The 14,708-nt window shown below is 58.9% G+C and carries 16 protein-coding genes; 8 read left to right on the top strand and 8 right to left on the bottom strand.

What is annotated here, in order from left to right:
* Positions 1-47: 47 nt before the first annotated feature.
* The 3 genes from AC1Q6D_RS16430 (at position 48) to AC1Q6D_RS16420 (ending at position 2,558) form a co-directional block, all read left to right on the top strand.
* Positions 48-1,427, top strand: coding sequence for a sodium:solute symporter family protein (locus tag AC1Q6D_RS16430; protein ID WP_103404953.1), 1,380 nt, complete (start codon positions 48-50; stop codon positions 1,425-1,427).
* An 84-nt stretch (positions 1,428-1,511) separates the two neighbouring features.
* Positions 1,512-2,237 (top strand): MBL fold metallo-hydrolase, encoded by a 726-nt coding sequence (locus AC1Q6D_RS16425; RefSeq protein WP_103404952.1) that lies wholly within the window; start codon positions 1,512-1,514, stop codon positions 2,235-2,237.
* A 69-nt stretch (positions 2,238-2,306) separates the two neighbouring features.
* Positions 2,307-2,558 (top strand): phosphopantetheine-containing protein, encoded by a 252-nt coding sequence (locus AC1Q6D_RS16420; RefSeq protein WP_047532144.1) that lies wholly within the window; start codon positions 2,307-2,309, stop codon positions 2,556-2,558.
* Positions 2,559-2,699: 141 nt separating this feature from the next.
* Here AC1Q6D_RS16420 and AC1Q6D_RS16415 read toward each other — a convergent pair whose 3' ends face one another.
* Both AC1Q6D_RS16415 and ptrR read right to left on the bottom strand, forming a co-directional pair.
* A complete protein-coding gene (locus AC1Q6D_RS16415; protein WP_003184145.1) occupies positions 2,700-2,828 on the bottom strand; it encodes a PA1414 family protein in 129 nt (42 codons plus the stop codon).
* Positions 2,829-2,967: 139 nt separating this feature from the next.
* Positions 2,968-3,861, bottom strand: a complete 894-nt coding sequence (gene ptrR, locus AC1Q6D_RS16410; RefSeq protein WP_047532146.1) for a putrescine utilization regulator PtrR — start codon at positions 3,859-3,861, stop codon at positions 2,968-2,970.
* A gap of 103 nt (positions 3,862-3,964) precedes the next feature.
* Between ptrR and AC1Q6D_RS16405 the strand changes: the two genes are divergently transcribed.
* A complete protein-coding gene (locus AC1Q6D_RS16405) occupies positions 3,965-5,146 on the top strand; it encodes an MFS transporter (protein ID WP_103404950.1) in 1,182 nt (393 codons plus the stop codon).
* On the opposite strand, the gene AC1Q6D_RS16400 is transcribed toward AC1Q6D_RS16405, so the two are convergent.
* The 4 genes from AC1Q6D_RS16400 to AC1Q6D_RS16385 form a co-directional block, all read right to left on the bottom strand.
* On the bottom strand, positions 5,091-6,023 hold the full coding sequence (locus AC1Q6D_RS16400) for a DMT family transporter (RefSeq protein ID WP_103404949.1): 933 nt from the start codon (positions 6,021-6,023) through the stop codon (positions 5,091-5,093). The genes AC1Q6D_RS16405 and AC1Q6D_RS16400 overlap by 56 nt on opposite strands.
* A 168-nt stretch (positions 6,024-6,191) precedes the next feature.
* Positions 6,192-7,637 carry an NCS1 family nucleobase:cation symporter-1 gene (locus AC1Q6D_RS16395; RefSeq protein ID WP_103404948.1) on the bottom strand — a complete coding sequence of 482 codons (1,446 nt, stop codon included), beginning with the start codon at positions 7,635-7,637 and terminating at the stop codon, positions 6,192-6,194.
* Positions 7,638-7,993: 356 nt separating this feature from the next.
* Positions 7,994-8,398: a DUF2177 family protein gene (locus tag AC1Q6D_RS16390; protein ID WP_103404947.1), complete on the bottom strand. Its 405-nt coding sequence runs from the start codon at positions 8,396-8,398 to the stop codon at positions 7,994-7,996.
* 62 nt (positions 8,399-8,460) lie between these two features.
* Complete coding sequence (locus AC1Q6D_RS16385; protein WP_103404946.1) at positions 8,461-9,297, bottom strand: CvfB family protein; 837 nt, start codon at positions 9,295-9,297, stop codon at positions 8,461-8,463.
* Positions 9,298-9,647: 350 nt separating this feature from the next.
* On the opposite strand from AC1Q6D_RS16385, the gene AC1Q6D_RS16380 reads away from it, so the two are divergent.
* From AC1Q6D_RS16380 to AC1Q6D_RS16370, 3 genes are all read left to right on the top strand, one after another.
* Positions 9,648-9,836: a PFL_1563 family small protein gene (locus tag AC1Q6D_RS16380; protein WP_017337097.1), complete on the top strand. Its 189-nt coding sequence runs from the start codon at positions 9,648-9,650 to the stop codon at positions 9,834-9,836.
* 203 nt (positions 9,837-10,039) lie between these two features.
* Positions 10,040-10,756 (top strand): TorF family putative porin, encoded by a 717-nt coding sequence (locus AC1Q6D_RS16375; RefSeq protein ID WP_103404945.1) that lies wholly within the window; start codon positions 10,040-10,042, stop codon positions 10,754-10,756.
* Positions 10,757-10,826: 70 nt separating this feature from the next.
* The gene (locus tag AC1Q6D_RS16370) at positions 10,827-11,696 is read left to right on the top strand and encodes a DUF6279 family lipoprotein (protein ID WP_103404944.1); all 870 of its coding nucleotides are present in this window, start codon (positions 10,827-10,829) and stop codon (positions 11,694-11,696) included.
* A 49-nt stretch (positions 11,697-11,745) separates the two neighbouring features.
* On the opposite strand, the gene AC1Q6D_RS16365 is transcribed toward AC1Q6D_RS16370, so the two are convergent.
* The gene (locus AC1Q6D_RS16365; RefSeq protein WP_103404943.1) at positions 11,746-12,135 is read right to left on the bottom strand and encodes a transcriptional regulator; all 390 of its coding nucleotides are present in this window, start codon (positions 12,133-12,135) and stop codon (positions 11,746-11,748) included.
* 178 nt (positions 12,136-12,313) lie between these two features.
* Here AC1Q6D_RS16365 and AC1Q6D_RS16360 point away from each other — a divergent pair, with 178 nt between their 5' ends.
* On the top strand, positions 12,314-13,048 hold the full coding sequence (locus AC1Q6D_RS16360) for a DUF899 domain-containing protein (protein ID WP_103404942.1): 735 nt from the start codon (positions 12,314-12,316) through the stop codon (positions 13,046-13,048).
* A gap of 128 nt (positions 13,049-13,176) precedes the next feature.
* Here the strand turns inward: AC1Q6D_RS16360 and AC1Q6D_RS16355 are convergent, their stop codons facing one another.
* Positions 13,177-14,517: a DEAD/DEAH box helicase gene (locus tag AC1Q6D_RS16355; RefSeq protein WP_103404941.1), complete on the bottom strand. Its 1,341-nt coding sequence runs from the start codon at positions 14,515-14,517 to the stop codon at positions 13,177-13,179.
* Between the last annotated feature and the right edge of the window lie 191 nt (positions 14,518-14,708).

Genomic DNA, 14,708 nt, shown 5'->3' with positions numbered 1-14,708 from the left:
ATTGATTTTCGCTTCACCATAAAAAAGACAATCGGAGACACGCCATCATGGCATTGGATTTATTCGTCGTACTCATCTACGCCGCCGCGATGCTGCTTCTTGGCTACTACGGCATGCGCAAAGCCAAGACCAACGAAGACTTTTTGGTCGCCGGTCGTAACCTCGGCCCGAGCCTGTACATGGGCACCATGGCGGCTACCGTTCTCGGCGGCGCGTCCACCGTGGGCACTGTGCGTCTGGGTTACGTACATGGCATTTCCGGCTTCTGGCTGTGCGCCGCACTGGGTTGCGGGATCGTCGCACTGAACCTGTTCCTGGCCAAACCGCTGCTGAAACTGAAGATCTACACCGTTACCCAGGTGCTGGAGAAGCGCTACAACCCGATGGCCCGCTCCGCGAGCGCGGCGATCATGCTGGCGTACGCGCTGATGATCGGCGTGACGTCGATCCTGGCCATCGGCACCGTATTGCAAGTGTTGTTCGGCCTGCCGTTCTGGGTGTCGGTACTGCTGGGCGGTGGCGTGGTCGTGATCTACTCGGCCATTGGCGGCATGTGGTCCCTGACCCTGACCGACATTGTCCAGTTCGTGATCAAGACCGTCGGCCTGATGTTCATCCTGTTGCCAATCTGCCTGTACCGCGTGGGCGGCTGGGATGAGTTGGTGTTGAAACTGCCGGCGGCAAGCTTCAGCTTCACCACCATCGGCTGGGACACCATCATCACCTACTTCATGATCTACTTCTTCGGCATCCTGATCGGTCAGGACATCTGGCAACGGGTGTTCACCGTCAAGACCGCGAAAGTCGCTCAGGTCGCCGGTACGGCTGCCGGCATCTACTGCATCATCTACGGCCTGGCCTGCGCCCTGATCGGCATGGCGGCTCACGTACTGATCCCGGATCTGGACAACGTCAACAACGCCTTCGCCGCCATCGTCAAACTGTCCCTGCCGGACGGCATCCGTGGCCTGGTGATCGCTGCTGCACTGGCCGCCATGATGTCCACCGCCAGCGCCGGCCTGCTCGCCGCTGCCACCACCCTGACCGAAGACCTTCTGCCAAAACTGCGCGGCGGCAAGCAGTCGAGCCTGGGCCTGAACCGCTTGGTCACCCTGTTGACCGGCATCGTGGTGCTGGGTATCGCCCTGGTGGTCAACGACGTGATCAGTGCACTGACCCTGGCATACAACCTGCTGGTAGGCGGCATGCTCATCCCGTTGATCGGCGCGATTTTCTGGAAACGCGCAACCACCGCCGGCGCCATCGCCAGCATGGGCCTGGGCTTCGCCACTGCCCTGCTGTTCATGGTCAAGGATGGTCTGGACGCCAACACCCCGATCTACTACAGCCTGGGCGTAGGCCTGGTGAGCTTCGTGATTGTCAGCCTGATGTCCCGTCGCCCGGTGACACTGGCAAGCGCCGCCTAAGCTGAATATAACGACTTGATGCTTTCTTCGGCGGGTGTGGCGTCGGTTGCCACACCCGTTTTTTTCGTCTGAAGGAAACTGCTTATGAAAATCGTCAGCCGCGATCAGTGGTTCGAAGTCAAACAGCTCAGTGATGGCATTCGCCTGATTCACGAGCCGTACATCCGGCCCTTCTACCGCTGCAACCTCTGGCACATCCAGGGCCGTGACAAGGACCTGCTGCTGGACAGCGGCTCAGGGCTGGTCAGCCTGCGCGAACAGTTGCCGTGGATCACCGAGCGGCCGCTGGTGGCGGTGGCCAGTCATTGCCATTTCGATCACATTGCCGGGCATCACGAATTTCCCGAGCGCCTGGTGCATCCCGCCGAGGCGGACATCCTCGCCGCACCGGACGGCGAAAACGACTTGAGCAGGGCTTTTGTCGGTGACGATATGTTCGAGGCGCATCCGGACTGCCCGCTTTGTTACGCCGAATACAGCGTCAAGGCCGCGCCAGCCACGGGCTTTGTCGAAGACGGAGATGTGCTGGATCTGGGCAATCGAGTATTGCAGGTCGTGCACACGCCAGGACACTCACCGGGCGGCATCTGCCTGTACGAAGCGGCGACCGAGACCCTGTTCAGCGGCGACATCATTTACGACGGACCGTTGATCGAAGACGCCTACCATTCCAACCTCGACGACTACGCGCGCAGCCTGCAACGCTTGCGCCACCTGCCGATCCGCACGGTACATGGCGGTCATTTCGGCAGTTTTTCCGGAGAGCATTTGCGCCACATGATTGACGAGTGGCAACGCTGCCACGGCTGAAGCCTGCTGTACTCATCCTCAGGACATTCAACGCAGGGACAACAACAAGATCGCCCTCGAAGAACCATCATGAAAAAAGCTGCCGTTCGTGCCGCCGTGCATCACTTCATCAGCCGACTGCTGGAGAGTCAGGACGACTTCGACGACAACGCCAGCCTGGCGCAGTTGGGATTGGATAAAACGGATATCGAAGAGTTGATCTTCCATCTGGAAGACGAGTTCGGCTTGACGGCGTTTACCGCCGAGGAGGACCAACTGCTCAAGACGGCCAGGACGGCCAGAGACTTGAGTCGGTTTTTGCTGGAAATTGGCAGGCATTAACAATCATGATTGCCGGTTGAAACAATCCGTACGCGCCCCTGCAGGAGCTAGGTTGCTCGCGAAAACTTCCAGGCGACGCGTACTTCAAGACAATCAGCGTGATCGTTAACGTCCATCGCGAGCGGGCTCGCTCCTACAGGATTACCGGCGACGCGGTTGGCGTCGGCGTTGTTCGTCGTCCGTGCGAATTGGCACAGGTTGCAGAGGCGGTTCGATCAAACCGAGTGCGACACCCAGGTCATGCAGCCAGTTCTGAATTTTCTCTTTCATGATGCCCCCTTCAGGGTAGTGCCGAGCGGCCGGAATTCTGTAGCCCCTTCGCACTGATAATAGTCTGAAGTGCTGTGCAATGCTCAATCAAATTGGCAATGATCTGTTACTGAATCGATCACAATTGACCAATGTCAACTCAGGCAATCGCACGCGCCTGAATCTGCGCCGACGGATAGACCGCCTGTTGCTGCTCGATCCACGCATTCAGGTTGGCCCCGACCATGCCCTTGCGCCACATCAGCCACGTGGTCGCCGTGGCAAAAGGCTCGGCCAGCGGGTGTACCGCCACGCTTTCACGGCCCGGCAGACTGGCGAGCATCGACTCCGACATCAGCGCCACCCCGGAACCGGCAATCACGCACGCAAGCATCCCCGGATAGGACTCGATCTCCATGGCCCGCCCCATCGCTGCGTGATCATGGGAAAACCACGACTCCAGGCGCATCCGGTAAGAGCAGCCCTGACGAAAGGTGAACACCGAACGCCCTTCCACATCCCGCGCGCTGAGCACCGGTGGGTGGTCGGCCTCGCTGACCAGTACCAGTTTCTCTTCGCACAACAGCACACCGTCCAATCCCGCCAGCTCCGGCGGCCCGTCCACCAGCGCCGCATCGAGCCGGCCGGTCAGCAAGCCCTCAAGCAATTCGCCACTGGGCCCGGATTGCACCTGAAGGTTCACCGCCGGGTAGGTTCGGTGATAACGCGCCAATAGCGCCGGAAGGTGAATCGCAGCCGTGCTGTACATGGTGCCGAGCACGAAGTCGCCGGCCGGTTGCCCCCCCTGTACGGCAGCGTGAGCTTCATCGTGCAAGGCAAACAACTTGGTGGTGTAGTCCAGCAGGACTTTTCCCGCAGGCGATAGCTGCAAACGCTGACGCTCGCGCAGGAACAGTTCGACCCCCAGTTGCTCTTCCAGCTGTTTAAGCCGGGTCGACAGGTTGGACGGCACCCGGTGCAGGCGTTCAGCAGCACGGGTGATGGACTCTTCCTCCGCCACAGCCTGGAAAATTCGCAATTGACTGAATTCCACGACATTCTCCAAACAAGAACAAGTTACTCACTATTATTCATTTTTAAAGAAAGTCAATCGGTCCTAGCCTGACGGTCATTGATCTTCTGGTGGAACTCCGACCATGTCTCCCTTGATCCGCTTGCTTGCCTGTTTTGTCGCATTAATGATGGCCATGGGCATCGGCCGTTTTGCCCTGACGCCGCAACTGCCGCATCTGCTGAGCGAAGGCCAGATCGACCTGACCGACGCCGGACTGATTGCCGCTGCCAATTATCTGGGCTATTTCGTGGGTGCCGTGGACGCGATGTTCTCTCGTCGTCCCGAGCAAGTGCGCCGCCGCCTGCTGGGCGGTCTGTGGCTGTGTGTGCTGCTGACCCTGGCGTCGTTCTGGGCCAACGGGTTCTGGTCGCATCTGTTGCTGCGCTTTGGCACCGGCGTGGCCAGCGCCTGGGTATTGGTGATGATTACTGCGCTGAGTCAGCCACTGGCGGCTGCCACCGGGCGCCCGCGGCTCGGCGCCGTGGTATTTGCCGGACCGGGTCTGGGAATTTTTCTGACCGGGGTGCTGGCCTTGGTCGCGAACCTCTTGGGCCAGACGTCCGCCACGTTGTGGCTGGTGTATGCCGCCGTCGCCCTGTTGATGTTGTTGGGGGTTCTGCAATTTCTGCCCCGGCCCACCTCGACCGCACCTGTCGCTGCCAGCGTCGCAAGCTCATCCCATCGAGGCATCGGCCGTTTAGGCGTGGTCTATGGGTTGTACGGTTTGGGCTACATCATCCCGGCCACTTTTCTGTCGCAAATGGCCAACGCGCAGTTCCAAGGGCATTGGCAGGCCGATCTGTTCTGGCCGTGCTTCGGCCTGGCAGCGGCGATTGGCGTGGTGTTGGTGAGTCTGCGTCGACAAGCGGCCAATTCCACGCGTCAATGGCTGACGCTGACCTTATGGATGCAAGCCGCCGGGGTCTTCGCTTGCCTGCTGGGCAATGGTCCGGGGCTCGTGCTGGGAGTGATCTTGTGTGGCACACCATTCCTGGCCTGCATGCAGTTGGTGATGCAACGTTCACGGGAGCTGGCGCCCCACGCCAGCCAACGCAACGCCGGGCTGCTGACCGCCTGCTTTGCCGTGGGCCAGCTCAGCGGGCCGTTGCTGGCAGCATTGAGCAGCCATTTCAGCGGTGGCTTGCAACCTGCGCTGGTGATCGCCGGCAGCGGTTTGCTGCTGGCCGGCGGATTGCTCTTGAGCCCGGTCAGGGCTGGCCAAGCGCTTTGCGCAAACGGCGACGCACCCACTGCTCAGCGCTGACAAACGTGATGCCCAGCAGCACCAGCACTGCCCCGATGACAAAGTTGAGGCTGAGCTTTTCGCCCAGCAGCACCACGCCGAACGTGACGCCGAACAACGGCGTCATGAACGAAAAAACCGCCAGGTTCGCCGCCAGATACCGGCGCAACAGCCAGAACCAGGTCAGATAGCTGAAGAACGACACCACCAGGCCTTGAAACAACACGCTGGCCACCGCCACGGTGGTCAGGCTGACGTGGGTGATCTGACCGCTGAGGAGCGCGATCAACAGCAGCCCGACGAAGCCGACGATCAACTGATAAAACAAGGTCAGGGTCACCGGCGCTTCCGACAATCGCGAAGCACGCACCACCACCGTGGTGGCCCCCCAGGCGGCACCCGCCAATACCCCCAGCGCATCGCCCATCAGCATACGGTGATCAAGGTTGGCCCAGGACACGCCACCGGCAAACGCAACGGCAATGCCGACGAAGGCGAGGAAGATTCCCAACCATTGCACCGGCCTCAAGCGCTCGCTCGGCAACAGCCAATGCACACCCAACGCGGTAAAAATCGGCGCGGTGTAGAGGAACACCGACATATGGGCCGCCGTGGTCAGTTGCAGGCCTTCGGAGATGAAGAAAAACTCCAGGCCAAACAGAGCCCCGGCCAACAAGCCGCCGCGCCAGGTGGTGCCGACTTGATCCCAGCCGCCCTTCCAGCAGATCAACAACCCGACGAGCAACGCGGACATGCCCGAACGCCCCGCAGCCTGCATGACCGGTGCGATGTCAGGTGCCGCCCACTTGATCATCACCTGCTGAATGCCCCAGATCAGGCACAACCCCAGCATCACTTGCAGGGCAAATCCATCGGCGCTACGCCGGGCGACGCTCACCGCACGACCTCAAAAACAACACACAACATGGCAGTGACTCGACAGTAAAAGCTAAGCCCCGAGCGGCTTGTCGAACAAGCGGCGTCGGGGCGAAAAATTATGCTGTCGATTATTAACCAGACGGCCAGAAATTTCCGCCTGATAGAGACCTTTAAATTCCCGCTTGCGTCATCCCGCCGTGACCAGCGGGAGAGATCGCTGCACCTGCTCACGCTTGGCCAACACGAAGAACAGTGCGCCCCCGAGGAAACAACCGGTGAACCAGGCAAAGTTGGCCATCGGTTGCAGGACCGGGGTGAACGTAATCGCCACGCCCATCAACGTCGCCGGAATCAGTGCCTTGACCGCCGTCCAGTTGACTCCACCGCTGTAGTAATAGCGCCCGGTCGGGCCATCGTTGAACAGCGCATCAACGTCGATCTGCTGTTTTTTGATCAGGTAGAAATCCACCAGCAGAATCCCGAACAACGGGCCAATGAACGCCGCCAGCACATCAAGGGTGTAGTGAATCACTTCGGGGTTGTTGAACAGGTTCCACGGGGTGATGAAGATCGACGCCACGGCCGCGATCATGCCGCCGGCACGCCAACTGATTTTACTCGGGGCGACGTTGGCGAAATCGAATGCCGGGGACACGAAGTTGGCGACGATGTTGATGCCGACGGTGGCGGTGACGAAGGCAAACGCGCCGAGCAGCACGGCCACGCTGTTGTCGATCCGCGCCACGGTGGCAATCGGGTCGTGAAGCATTTCACCGAAGACAGGCAAGGTGCCGGAGACAATCACCACGGTCACCAGGGAGAACGCCAGAAAATTCACTGGCAGTCCCCAGAAATTTCCGCGACGCACGTCCTTCATGCTCCGGCAGTAGCGACTGAAATCGCCGAAATTCAAGGTCGGCCCGGAAAAGTACGACACCACCAGGGCCATGGCCACGATCACTTGTCCGAACGCTTCCCAACCCGACAGGGACTTTTCCGCGAGGGTGAAACTGATGTTGCTCCAACCGGCCTGCCAGACAATCCACCCGGCGAGCATGAACATCACGCCGTACACCACCGGGCCAGCCCAATCGATAAAACGGCGGATCGACTCCATGCCTGCCCAGAACACCAACGCCTGAACGAACCACAGGCTGAGGAAACCGAACCAGCCGAGGTAGGACAAACCGGCAAAATGTGGTTCTGCGTAGGTCGCCATCGAAGGAAAGAAGCGCAACACCACAATGATCAACGCGCTGGACGCGAGGTACGTCTGAATCCCGTACCAAGCCACCGCGATCAACCCGCGAATGACCGCCGGAATGTTCGCCCCGAACACCCCGAACGCCAACCGGCAGATCACCGGATACGGCACGGCCGCTTGCTGACTCGGCCTGGCCACCAGGTTGGCGATCAACTGCACAATGCAAATCCCGCCCAGTAAGGCAATCAACACCTGCCAACTGGCCAGCCCCAGCGCGAACAGGCTGGCGGCGAATACATAACCGCCGACGCTGTGCACATCACTCATCCAGAAGGCGAAAATGTTGTACCAATTCCATTTCTGCGGCAGCGGTCCCAAGTCCTGGTTGTACAGGCGCGGGCTGTAGCCGTCGGGCATTTGCTCGGTCATTGCGTAGCTCCTCGAAAACACTCCCGACGTGATGCCAACATCACACTGCGTACGGGAGCTGTCATTGTTTGTATACGAGTTGCTACGCAGAATGCGTGCCATAGGCGATAAATGTGTGACAAATCGCGGTTCTACGGGCGTTTTATGCAGGCAGATAAACGGCGATTTTTGCTCAGAGATGCCCATGAAAAGGGCACTGTCGCCTGCAAACGGTGCACATGTCATGTATACAGAGAGAAATAGCGGACTGCTGCTCAGTCAATCGTTATTGGGCCAAATCTGATTATTGAACCGTTGCGCAGGCCCAAAGGGGTGAGCGAGCCTGATCGCGATGACATTCGCCCGGCCAACACCGTTCATGACTTGCTTGCAGCCAGCGCATTCGCCACACGAAACCCCACAATGCAAGCAACGGCACTTGCCACCGCGCCCCACGCCATGTCCATCAATGCCAACCGCGCCGACCACCCTTGCAGGGTTGCCCAGTTGGACAAGTCATAGGTGCCGTACGCCACCGCGCCCAACAATGCCCCCAGACGTGCGGCGTGTGGCCAGCTCCGCGCCGGCAATACCACAAACACCACACAACCGATGACATAGAGGAGGTAAAACACAGCGGCCGGGGCCCACCGCGGTTGCTCGAGCATCAACGAACCGAGCAGCTCCCGATAAGTCGACGCCATAAGGACGCCCAGCCAGAGGCCATCGAGTACGAGAAACGCCGCCAGGGTGGCGACATAGGCTATGAGTGTTTTTTTCATCATCCCGCCCTTACAGGAGCCGCCGCCGGTTCGGGCCGCTCCTGCATGGGGCTGGCAAGCGCTTAGCTTAGTTCAATGCGATCGGCATGAATGACGATCTGGCCATTCTTGTACAAGGCACCAATGGCTTTCTTGAAGTTGCCTTTGCTGACACCGAACAGGCTGGTGATCAGCGTGGGATCGCTCTTGTCACTGACCGCCAGGGTGCCATTGTTCTCGCGCAACTTGGCGAGGATCTTCGAGTTCAGACTGCTGGCTGCTTCCTGGCCAACCGGTTGCAGGCTCAGGCTGATCTTGCCGTCGGCGCGAACTTCCTTGATGAACCCCTTCTCTTCTTTACCGGCGCGCATGAACTTGAAGATTTCGTTCTTGTGGATCAGGCCCCAGTGCTTGTTGTTGATGATCGCCTTGAAGCCCATGTCGGTGGCTTCGGCAACCAGCAAGTCCACTTCCTGGCCGGCGGTGTAGTTGGCCGGCGTCTTGTCCAGGTAACGGTCCAGGCGCGCCGTCGCGGTGATGCGGCGGGTGTGCTTATCCAGGTAGACATGCACCACGACGTATTCGCCCGCGGTCATCTGCCGCTTTTCTTCGGAATACGGCAGCAACAGATCCTTCGGCAGCCCCCAATCGAGGAATACGCCAATACTGTTGACTTCAACAACTTTCAAACTGGCGAATTCACCCACCTGAACTTTCGGCTTTTCTGTAGTTGCGATGAGTTTGTCATCGCTGTCCAGATAAACAAAAACATTGAGCCAGTCTTCATCTTCGCTGGGAATATCTTTTGGAATATAACGATTCGGCAGAAGGATTTCGCCATCCGCACCCCCGTCCAGATATAAACCGAAGTTAGTGTGTTTAACCACTTGCAAACTGTTGTAACGCCCGACTAAAGCCATGTTCAATACCCTCATTGCGTGGGCGCATTCTACCCGGTTTTACCGGGCGCGTTCGGTGCCCCGCCCGCTGGCACGGGAAAATCTCGCTGAAAGCCCAGATTTCCATGGGTCCCAAGGCATGGCGAGGCCGCTCGTCAGTCCATTCCCGCGATTTCAACCGTTGTCTGCGCCAGGCAAAGCAGTCATTTTTTCACCCTTGTTCTTAGTTAAAACAGCAGGTTAGGAGATTAATCAAGATAATAACTTGCGCTTGACCTCGCCCTCGCACGCTGCCCTTCAAGGGATATTTACCAAGCAAATAGCCGGCCTTTCCTGTACGATGCCTGGCCAAGTTAATTTTCTACAGGTTAATGGCCGCCATGCGCGTAAAAGCATCCAACAGCAAAGCAAAGCCAGCTCCAGCCGTCGAAACCAGCGAATCGATCAACAACCAGATTGCTGCGTTCCTCAAATCCGGCGGTGAAATCCAGCAAATTGCCAAAGGCGTCAGCGGCCAGACGTTCGGCCCGTCCAAGCAGATCACCCTGGGCAAGAAGTAATACCGGTAATACACCCGTCCTGAGGCGCTTTGAGCTTCGAAGCGCCTGGACTGGCACCCTCGCCACACCTCTTCTGTTTAATTAATCCGCAAAAATCGACGAACGGCCATCGACCCCGATGAATCGCCGGTATCCTTGCACGCGTCTAGATCAAGCGTTTCAGCGGGCCCGACGCCCTGCGCTCGCTGTTCATGGAGTGACGCATGCTCAAATCCACCTGCTTATTGCTTGCAGGCCTGCTGGCCGGCTCATCGGCGCACGCGCAAATTTTCCAGCGCGAGCTCGGCGACTTCGACCTCAAACTCGGAACCACCCCCAGCCGCAGCATGGCCCAGGGGCTGGTCAAGCCCTCGGCGGTCGGCTCCTTTCACGGTGGCCTCGACCTCAGCCACGACAGTGGCCTGTATTTCGGCCAATACGCACCGAGCATGGGCATCTCGTCGGGCAAGAACCTAGAAATCGATTCCTACATCGGTTTTAAACAACCCTTCGACCAAACTCTCGGCTACGAAGTCGGGATGATCCACTACAGCTATCCCAAGGTGGACACCCTCGACAGCCAGGAACTGTTCGGCGGCCTGACCCTGCTCAGTAGCCGCTTCGGCGTGGCTTTCAGCAACGATCCGGACAAACAGAACAACACGCTATTCGCCGACCTTGGCGGCAATCAGCCGTTCGGCATCGGGATCAGCATGAAATACACCACCCATCAGTTGAACTCGCCGGTTTCGGTGGGCGGTGGTTACGTCAGCAGTTTCACCGATTGGTCGGTGAAGTTTTCACGCCCGCTCATGGGCATCGACCTTGACCTGATCTACAGCAACTCCAACCTCAGCGGCAGTGAGTGCTCGGCGTATTCCGGGCACAACAGCCAGTGTGATGGCCTGGTGACGCTCAAGGCCGAGCGCGCATTCTATTGATTGGCTGAACTGCCCGGCTCATCCTGCGTTCACATGAGAATCAGACGCCCGACCTCGCAAGGATTCGCCCATGTCTCGCTGGTTCAAGCACATCGCCACCCTGCTGGTCTTCACCCTCGCCCTCGGCGCCTGCAGCCGCGTTGGCCTGGCCTATCGCAACCTCGACGTAATCATTCCGTGGACGCTCAGCGACTACCTGGACATGAACGGCGAGCAAAAGGACTGGCTCAACGAGCGCCTCAAGAAACACCTGAACTGGCACTGCACCACACAATTGCCGGGTTACCTCGAATGGCTGGATCGCTTGCAGAGCATGGTCGAAACCAATCAGGTGACCGACGCGGCGCTGCAAGCGGGAACCTCGGAAGCCAAAAAGGCTATCGCTGATACCGCTCGCCAGATCACGCCTTCGGCCATCGAGTTGCTGCAGGGACTGGATGACAAGCAAGTCGCCGAGATGAACGACGCCTTCGCCAAGGATCTGCGCAAACGTGAAAAGGAATACGTCAAACCGCCGCTGGCTCAGCAAATTGCCGAACGCGGTGCGCGCATGGACAAGCGCCTGACCGATTGGCTCGGCCCGTTGAGCGTCAGCCAGGAACAACGAGTGATGGCCTGGTCGACCGCGCTGGGCGACCAAAACACCCAATGGATCGCCAACCGCGCGCACTGGCAGAAACAGTTCAGTGAGGCTGTGGCGCAACGTCAGAGCCCACAGTTCCCACAACAAATCGAGACGCTACTGGTCGATCGAGAACGTTTGTGGACACCGCAATACCGCCAGGCCTTCGCCAACACCGAAGCCCAGGCGCGCTCGCTATTTGTGGATTTGATGGCAGAGAGCACACGGGAACAACGTCAGCGTTTGCTGAAGAAAATTGAGGGTGTGCGCAAGGATTTCAGCGATTTGAAATGCTTGAAGGCGGCAAAACAGGGGTAGACGGATCGCAGCCTTGGGCAGAGCCGACAAACGGCTGCGATCTTTTGTTTCAGGCAATCTGCGCCTTCGCCGCCAGCGCATCAAACGTCTCTTCAGCCAGCGCATCCTCCTGTTCATCCAAGACCTGACGTGGATGCTCGTTGCCCGGAATGCTGCTGTCGATCAGGCTCAACAGGCTTGAGCCACGAGGCGTCAAAATATAATTGGAACCGCTGCCGCCCTGCTCCTCGGGCCGAGGCTCGATGTAACCCCGCGCCAGCAGCAACTTTTCGTATTCGCCGGCCACCGCTTTCAGGTGATCCAGGTTTTCGGTCTGCTCACCTTCCGCAGCCTTCTGCGCCGCGTACTGCTCGGCATAGGGTCGAGGCGTGAAACTGCTCGCTCCGTTTTGCACCTCGTGCAGCAAGCGCTCAATTAAATCCCAGTTATAAGTCGTCATCCTGATTCAACCTCCGGTGCCCGTGAGTGAGGGGGCCTTCATAGGTTGTGACCGGCACGGCCGGCAGCCGTTCAGCCGGGGTTTCCGACAGCACCGACCGGCGGTATGTCGAATTGGGCAGGGACCAAACGACTAAGCTGTGTCAGTCACCTCCAAGCATCGCGCAGGAGAAAAACCCATGAGCATTCAGAATCATCCCGTCGTGTCGCGGGAAGAATGGCTGGTCGCCCGCCAACACCATCTGGCCCACGAAAAAGCCTTCACCAGGGAACGGGACAAACTCAGCGCCGAACGCCGCGCTCTGCCTTGGGTGAAAATCGACAAGGACTACCGCTTCCAGGGGCCAGTCGGCGAACTGAAACTGGCTGATCTGTTCGGCGGGCGCAGTCAGCTGGTCATTTACCACTTCATGTTCGCCGAAGGCTGGGATGAAGGGTGCCCCGGTTGCTCATTTCTCAGCGATCACATCGACGGCGCCAACCAGCACCTGGCCCACCATGACATCGCGCTGGTGGCGGTCTCCCATGCACCCTTCGCCGAGTTCCAGGCATTCAAACGCCGCATGGGCTGGAAATTCGACTGGGTATCGTCAGCCGGCAGCGATTTCAATTATGACTTTGGCGTCAGCGCTCGAGCCGAAGAGGTCGCCGCCGGAACGGCTACGTACAACTACGAAAAAACCGACGGTTCCGAGGAAGAACTCCCCGGGCTCAGTGTTTTTTATCGAAATGAAGCCGGAGAAATTTTCCACACTTACTCCACCTATGCCCGAGGCCTGGACATGCTGGTCGGCGCCTACAACTACCTTGATCTGACGCCCAAGGGCAGGAATGAAGAGGAAATCATGGAATGGGTGCGGCATCACGATCGGTATGAGGAAAAAGCGCCAGCGAGCTGCTGCCATGGGGGATGAAACACAAGGGCCGGGGCGCGGCCTCGCGACAAGCCAACGCCTGTGGGAGCTGTGTGGTGGCGACTATTGGCGGGCATAAAAAAACCGGATCTGGGTCCGGTTTTTTCATGGGGATCGCTACGGCTGCTTTATTCAGCAGCCGGCGCTTCCGGCTTGCGACGCTTGAGCGGGGCCATGCCATCCTTGCTGACCAGGGAATCGCTCTTCGGCCGGTTGGCGCTCTTGCGCTTGGTCGGGGTCTTGGCGGCGGCTTTTTTCTTGTCGCCCTTGGCGTCGGTCTTTTTCTTCTTCACGCCAACAGCCTTGCCCGAAGCCTTGACCTTTTTCGGTCCGCCATAGGTGCCTTTGACTTCCTTGATGGTGCGGCGCTCGAAGCTCTGCTTGAGGTAGCGCTCGATGCTCGACATCAGGTTCCAGTCGCCGTGGCAGATCAGCGAGATGGCCAGGCCATCGTTGCCCGCGCGACCGGTACGACCAATACGGTGCACGTATTCGTCACCGCTGCGTGGCATGTCGAAGTTGATCACCAGGTCCAGACCGTCCACGTCCAGGCCGCGAGCGGCGACGTCGGTCGCCACGAGGATTTTCACCCCGCCCTGCTTCAGGCGGTCGATCGCCAGTTTGCGATCCTTCTGGTCTTTCTCGCCGTGCAACACGAACGCCTTGTATTCCTGCGCCACCAGGCGGCCGTAGATACGGTCAGCCATGGCCCGGGTGTTGGTGAACACGATGGCCTTCTGGTAAGTCTCGTTGGCCAGCAGCCAATTGACGATCTGTTCTTTGTGCTGGTTGTGGTCGGCGGTGATGATTTGCTGACGGGTGGTCTCGTTCAGCTGGCTGACCGCATTGAGCTGCAAGTGCTCAGGGTTGTTCAGCACCTTGGCGACCATCTCGCGCAGGCCCGAACCGCCGGTAGTGGCGGAGAACAGCATGGTTTGCTGACGGTTGGTGCACTCGTCCACCAGGCGCTGGACGTCGTCGGCAAAGCCCATGTCGAGCATGCGGTCGGCTTCGTCGAGCACCAGCACTTCGACTTCTTTCAGGTCGAGGTTGCCAGCGTTCAGTTGCTCGATCATCCGGCCCGGCGTACCGATCAGGATGTCCGGCACCTTGCGCAGCATGGCGGCCTGGACTTTGAAGTCTTCACCACCAGTGATCAGGCCCGACTTGATGAAGGTGAACTGCGAGAAGCGTTCGACTTCTTTCAGGGTCTGCTGGGCCAGCTCGCGGGTCGGCAGCAGGATCAGGGTCTTGATGCTGACGCGGATCTTGGCCGGACCGATCAGGCGGTTGAGGATCGGCAAGACGAATGCAGCGGTCTTGCCGCTACCGGTTTGCGCTGTCACCCGCAGGTCACGCCCTTGGAGCGCCAGCGGAATGGCCGCTGCTTGCACAGGCGTTGGCTCGACAAATTTCAGCTCGGCCACGGCTTTGAGCAGGCGTTCGTGCAGGGCGAATTGGGAAAACACGGGTGCTACCTCGAAGAAATGCAAAAAAACAGCTGCATAGGGTAACGGTTTCGAGCGCTCAGGCCGAGTTTCTTTATGCAAACGACAGCAAACAGTGGCTATTTTTGTTGCCTGATTTGTCCCCGAGTCTAATTCAAAGCCTCTAACTGGCTGGCATTCTCACCTAAATGGGTGTCCGGGATTCGTTGGCC

It is taken from the genome of Pseudomonas sp. MT92 (genome assembly GCF_058792515.1).
This window is presented reverse-complemented; position numbering and strand designations above follow the sequence as displayed.

Bases quoted from the DNA above. Each gene is read 5' to 3' on its own strand.
- AC1Q6D_RS16430 (WP_103404953.1), top strand. From the start codon at position 48: ATGGCATTGGATTTATTCGTCGTACTCATCTACGCCGCCGCGATGCTG.
- AC1Q6D_RS16425 (WP_103404952.1), top strand. From the start codon at position 1,512: ATGAAAATCGTCAGCCGCGATCAGTGGTTCGAAGTCAAACAGCTCAGT.
- AC1Q6D_RS16420 (WP_047532144.1), top strand. From the start codon at position 2,307: ATGAAAAAAGCTGCCGTTCGTGCCGCCGTGCATCACTTCATCAGCCGA.
- AC1Q6D_RS16415 (WP_003184145.1), bottom strand. From the start codon at position 2,828: ATGAAAGAGAAAATTCAGAACTGGCTGCATGACCTGGGTGTCGCACTC.
- AC1Q6D_RS16405 (WP_103404950.1), top strand. From the start codon at position 3,965: ATGTCTCCCTTGATCCGCTTGCTTGCCTGTTTTGTCGCATTAATGATG.
- AC1Q6D_RS16395 (WP_103404948.1), bottom strand. From the start codon at position 7,637: ATGACCGAGCAAATGCCCGACGGCTACAGCCCGCGCCTGTACAACCAG.
- AC1Q6D_RS16390 (WP_103404947.1), bottom strand. From the start codon at position 8,398: ATGAAAAAAACACTCATAGCCTATGTCGCCACCCTGGCGGCGTTTCTC.
- AC1Q6D_RS16385 (WP_103404946.1), bottom strand. From the start codon at position 9,297: ATGGCTTTAGTCGGGCGTTACAACAGTTTGCAAGTGGTTAAACACACT.
- AC1Q6D_RS16380 (WP_017337097.1), top strand. From the start codon at position 9,648: ATGGCCGCCATGCGCGTAAAAGCATCCAACAGCAAAGCAAAGCCAGCT.
- AC1Q6D_RS16375 (WP_103404945.1), top strand. From the start codon at position 10,040: ATGCTCAAATCCACCTGCTTATTGCTTGCAGGCCTGCTGGCCGGCTCA.
- AC1Q6D_RS16370 (WP_103404944.1), top strand. From the start codon at position 10,827: ATGTCTCGCTGGTTCAAGCACATCGCCACCCTGCTGGTCTTCACCCTC.
- AC1Q6D_RS16365 (WP_103404943.1), bottom strand. From the start codon at position 12,135: ATGACGACTTATAACTGGGATTTAATTGAGCGCTTGCTGCACGAGGTG.
- AC1Q6D_RS16360 (WP_103404942.1), top strand. From the start codon at position 12,314: ATGAGCATTCAGAATCATCCCGTCGTGTCGCGGGAAGAATGGCTGGTC.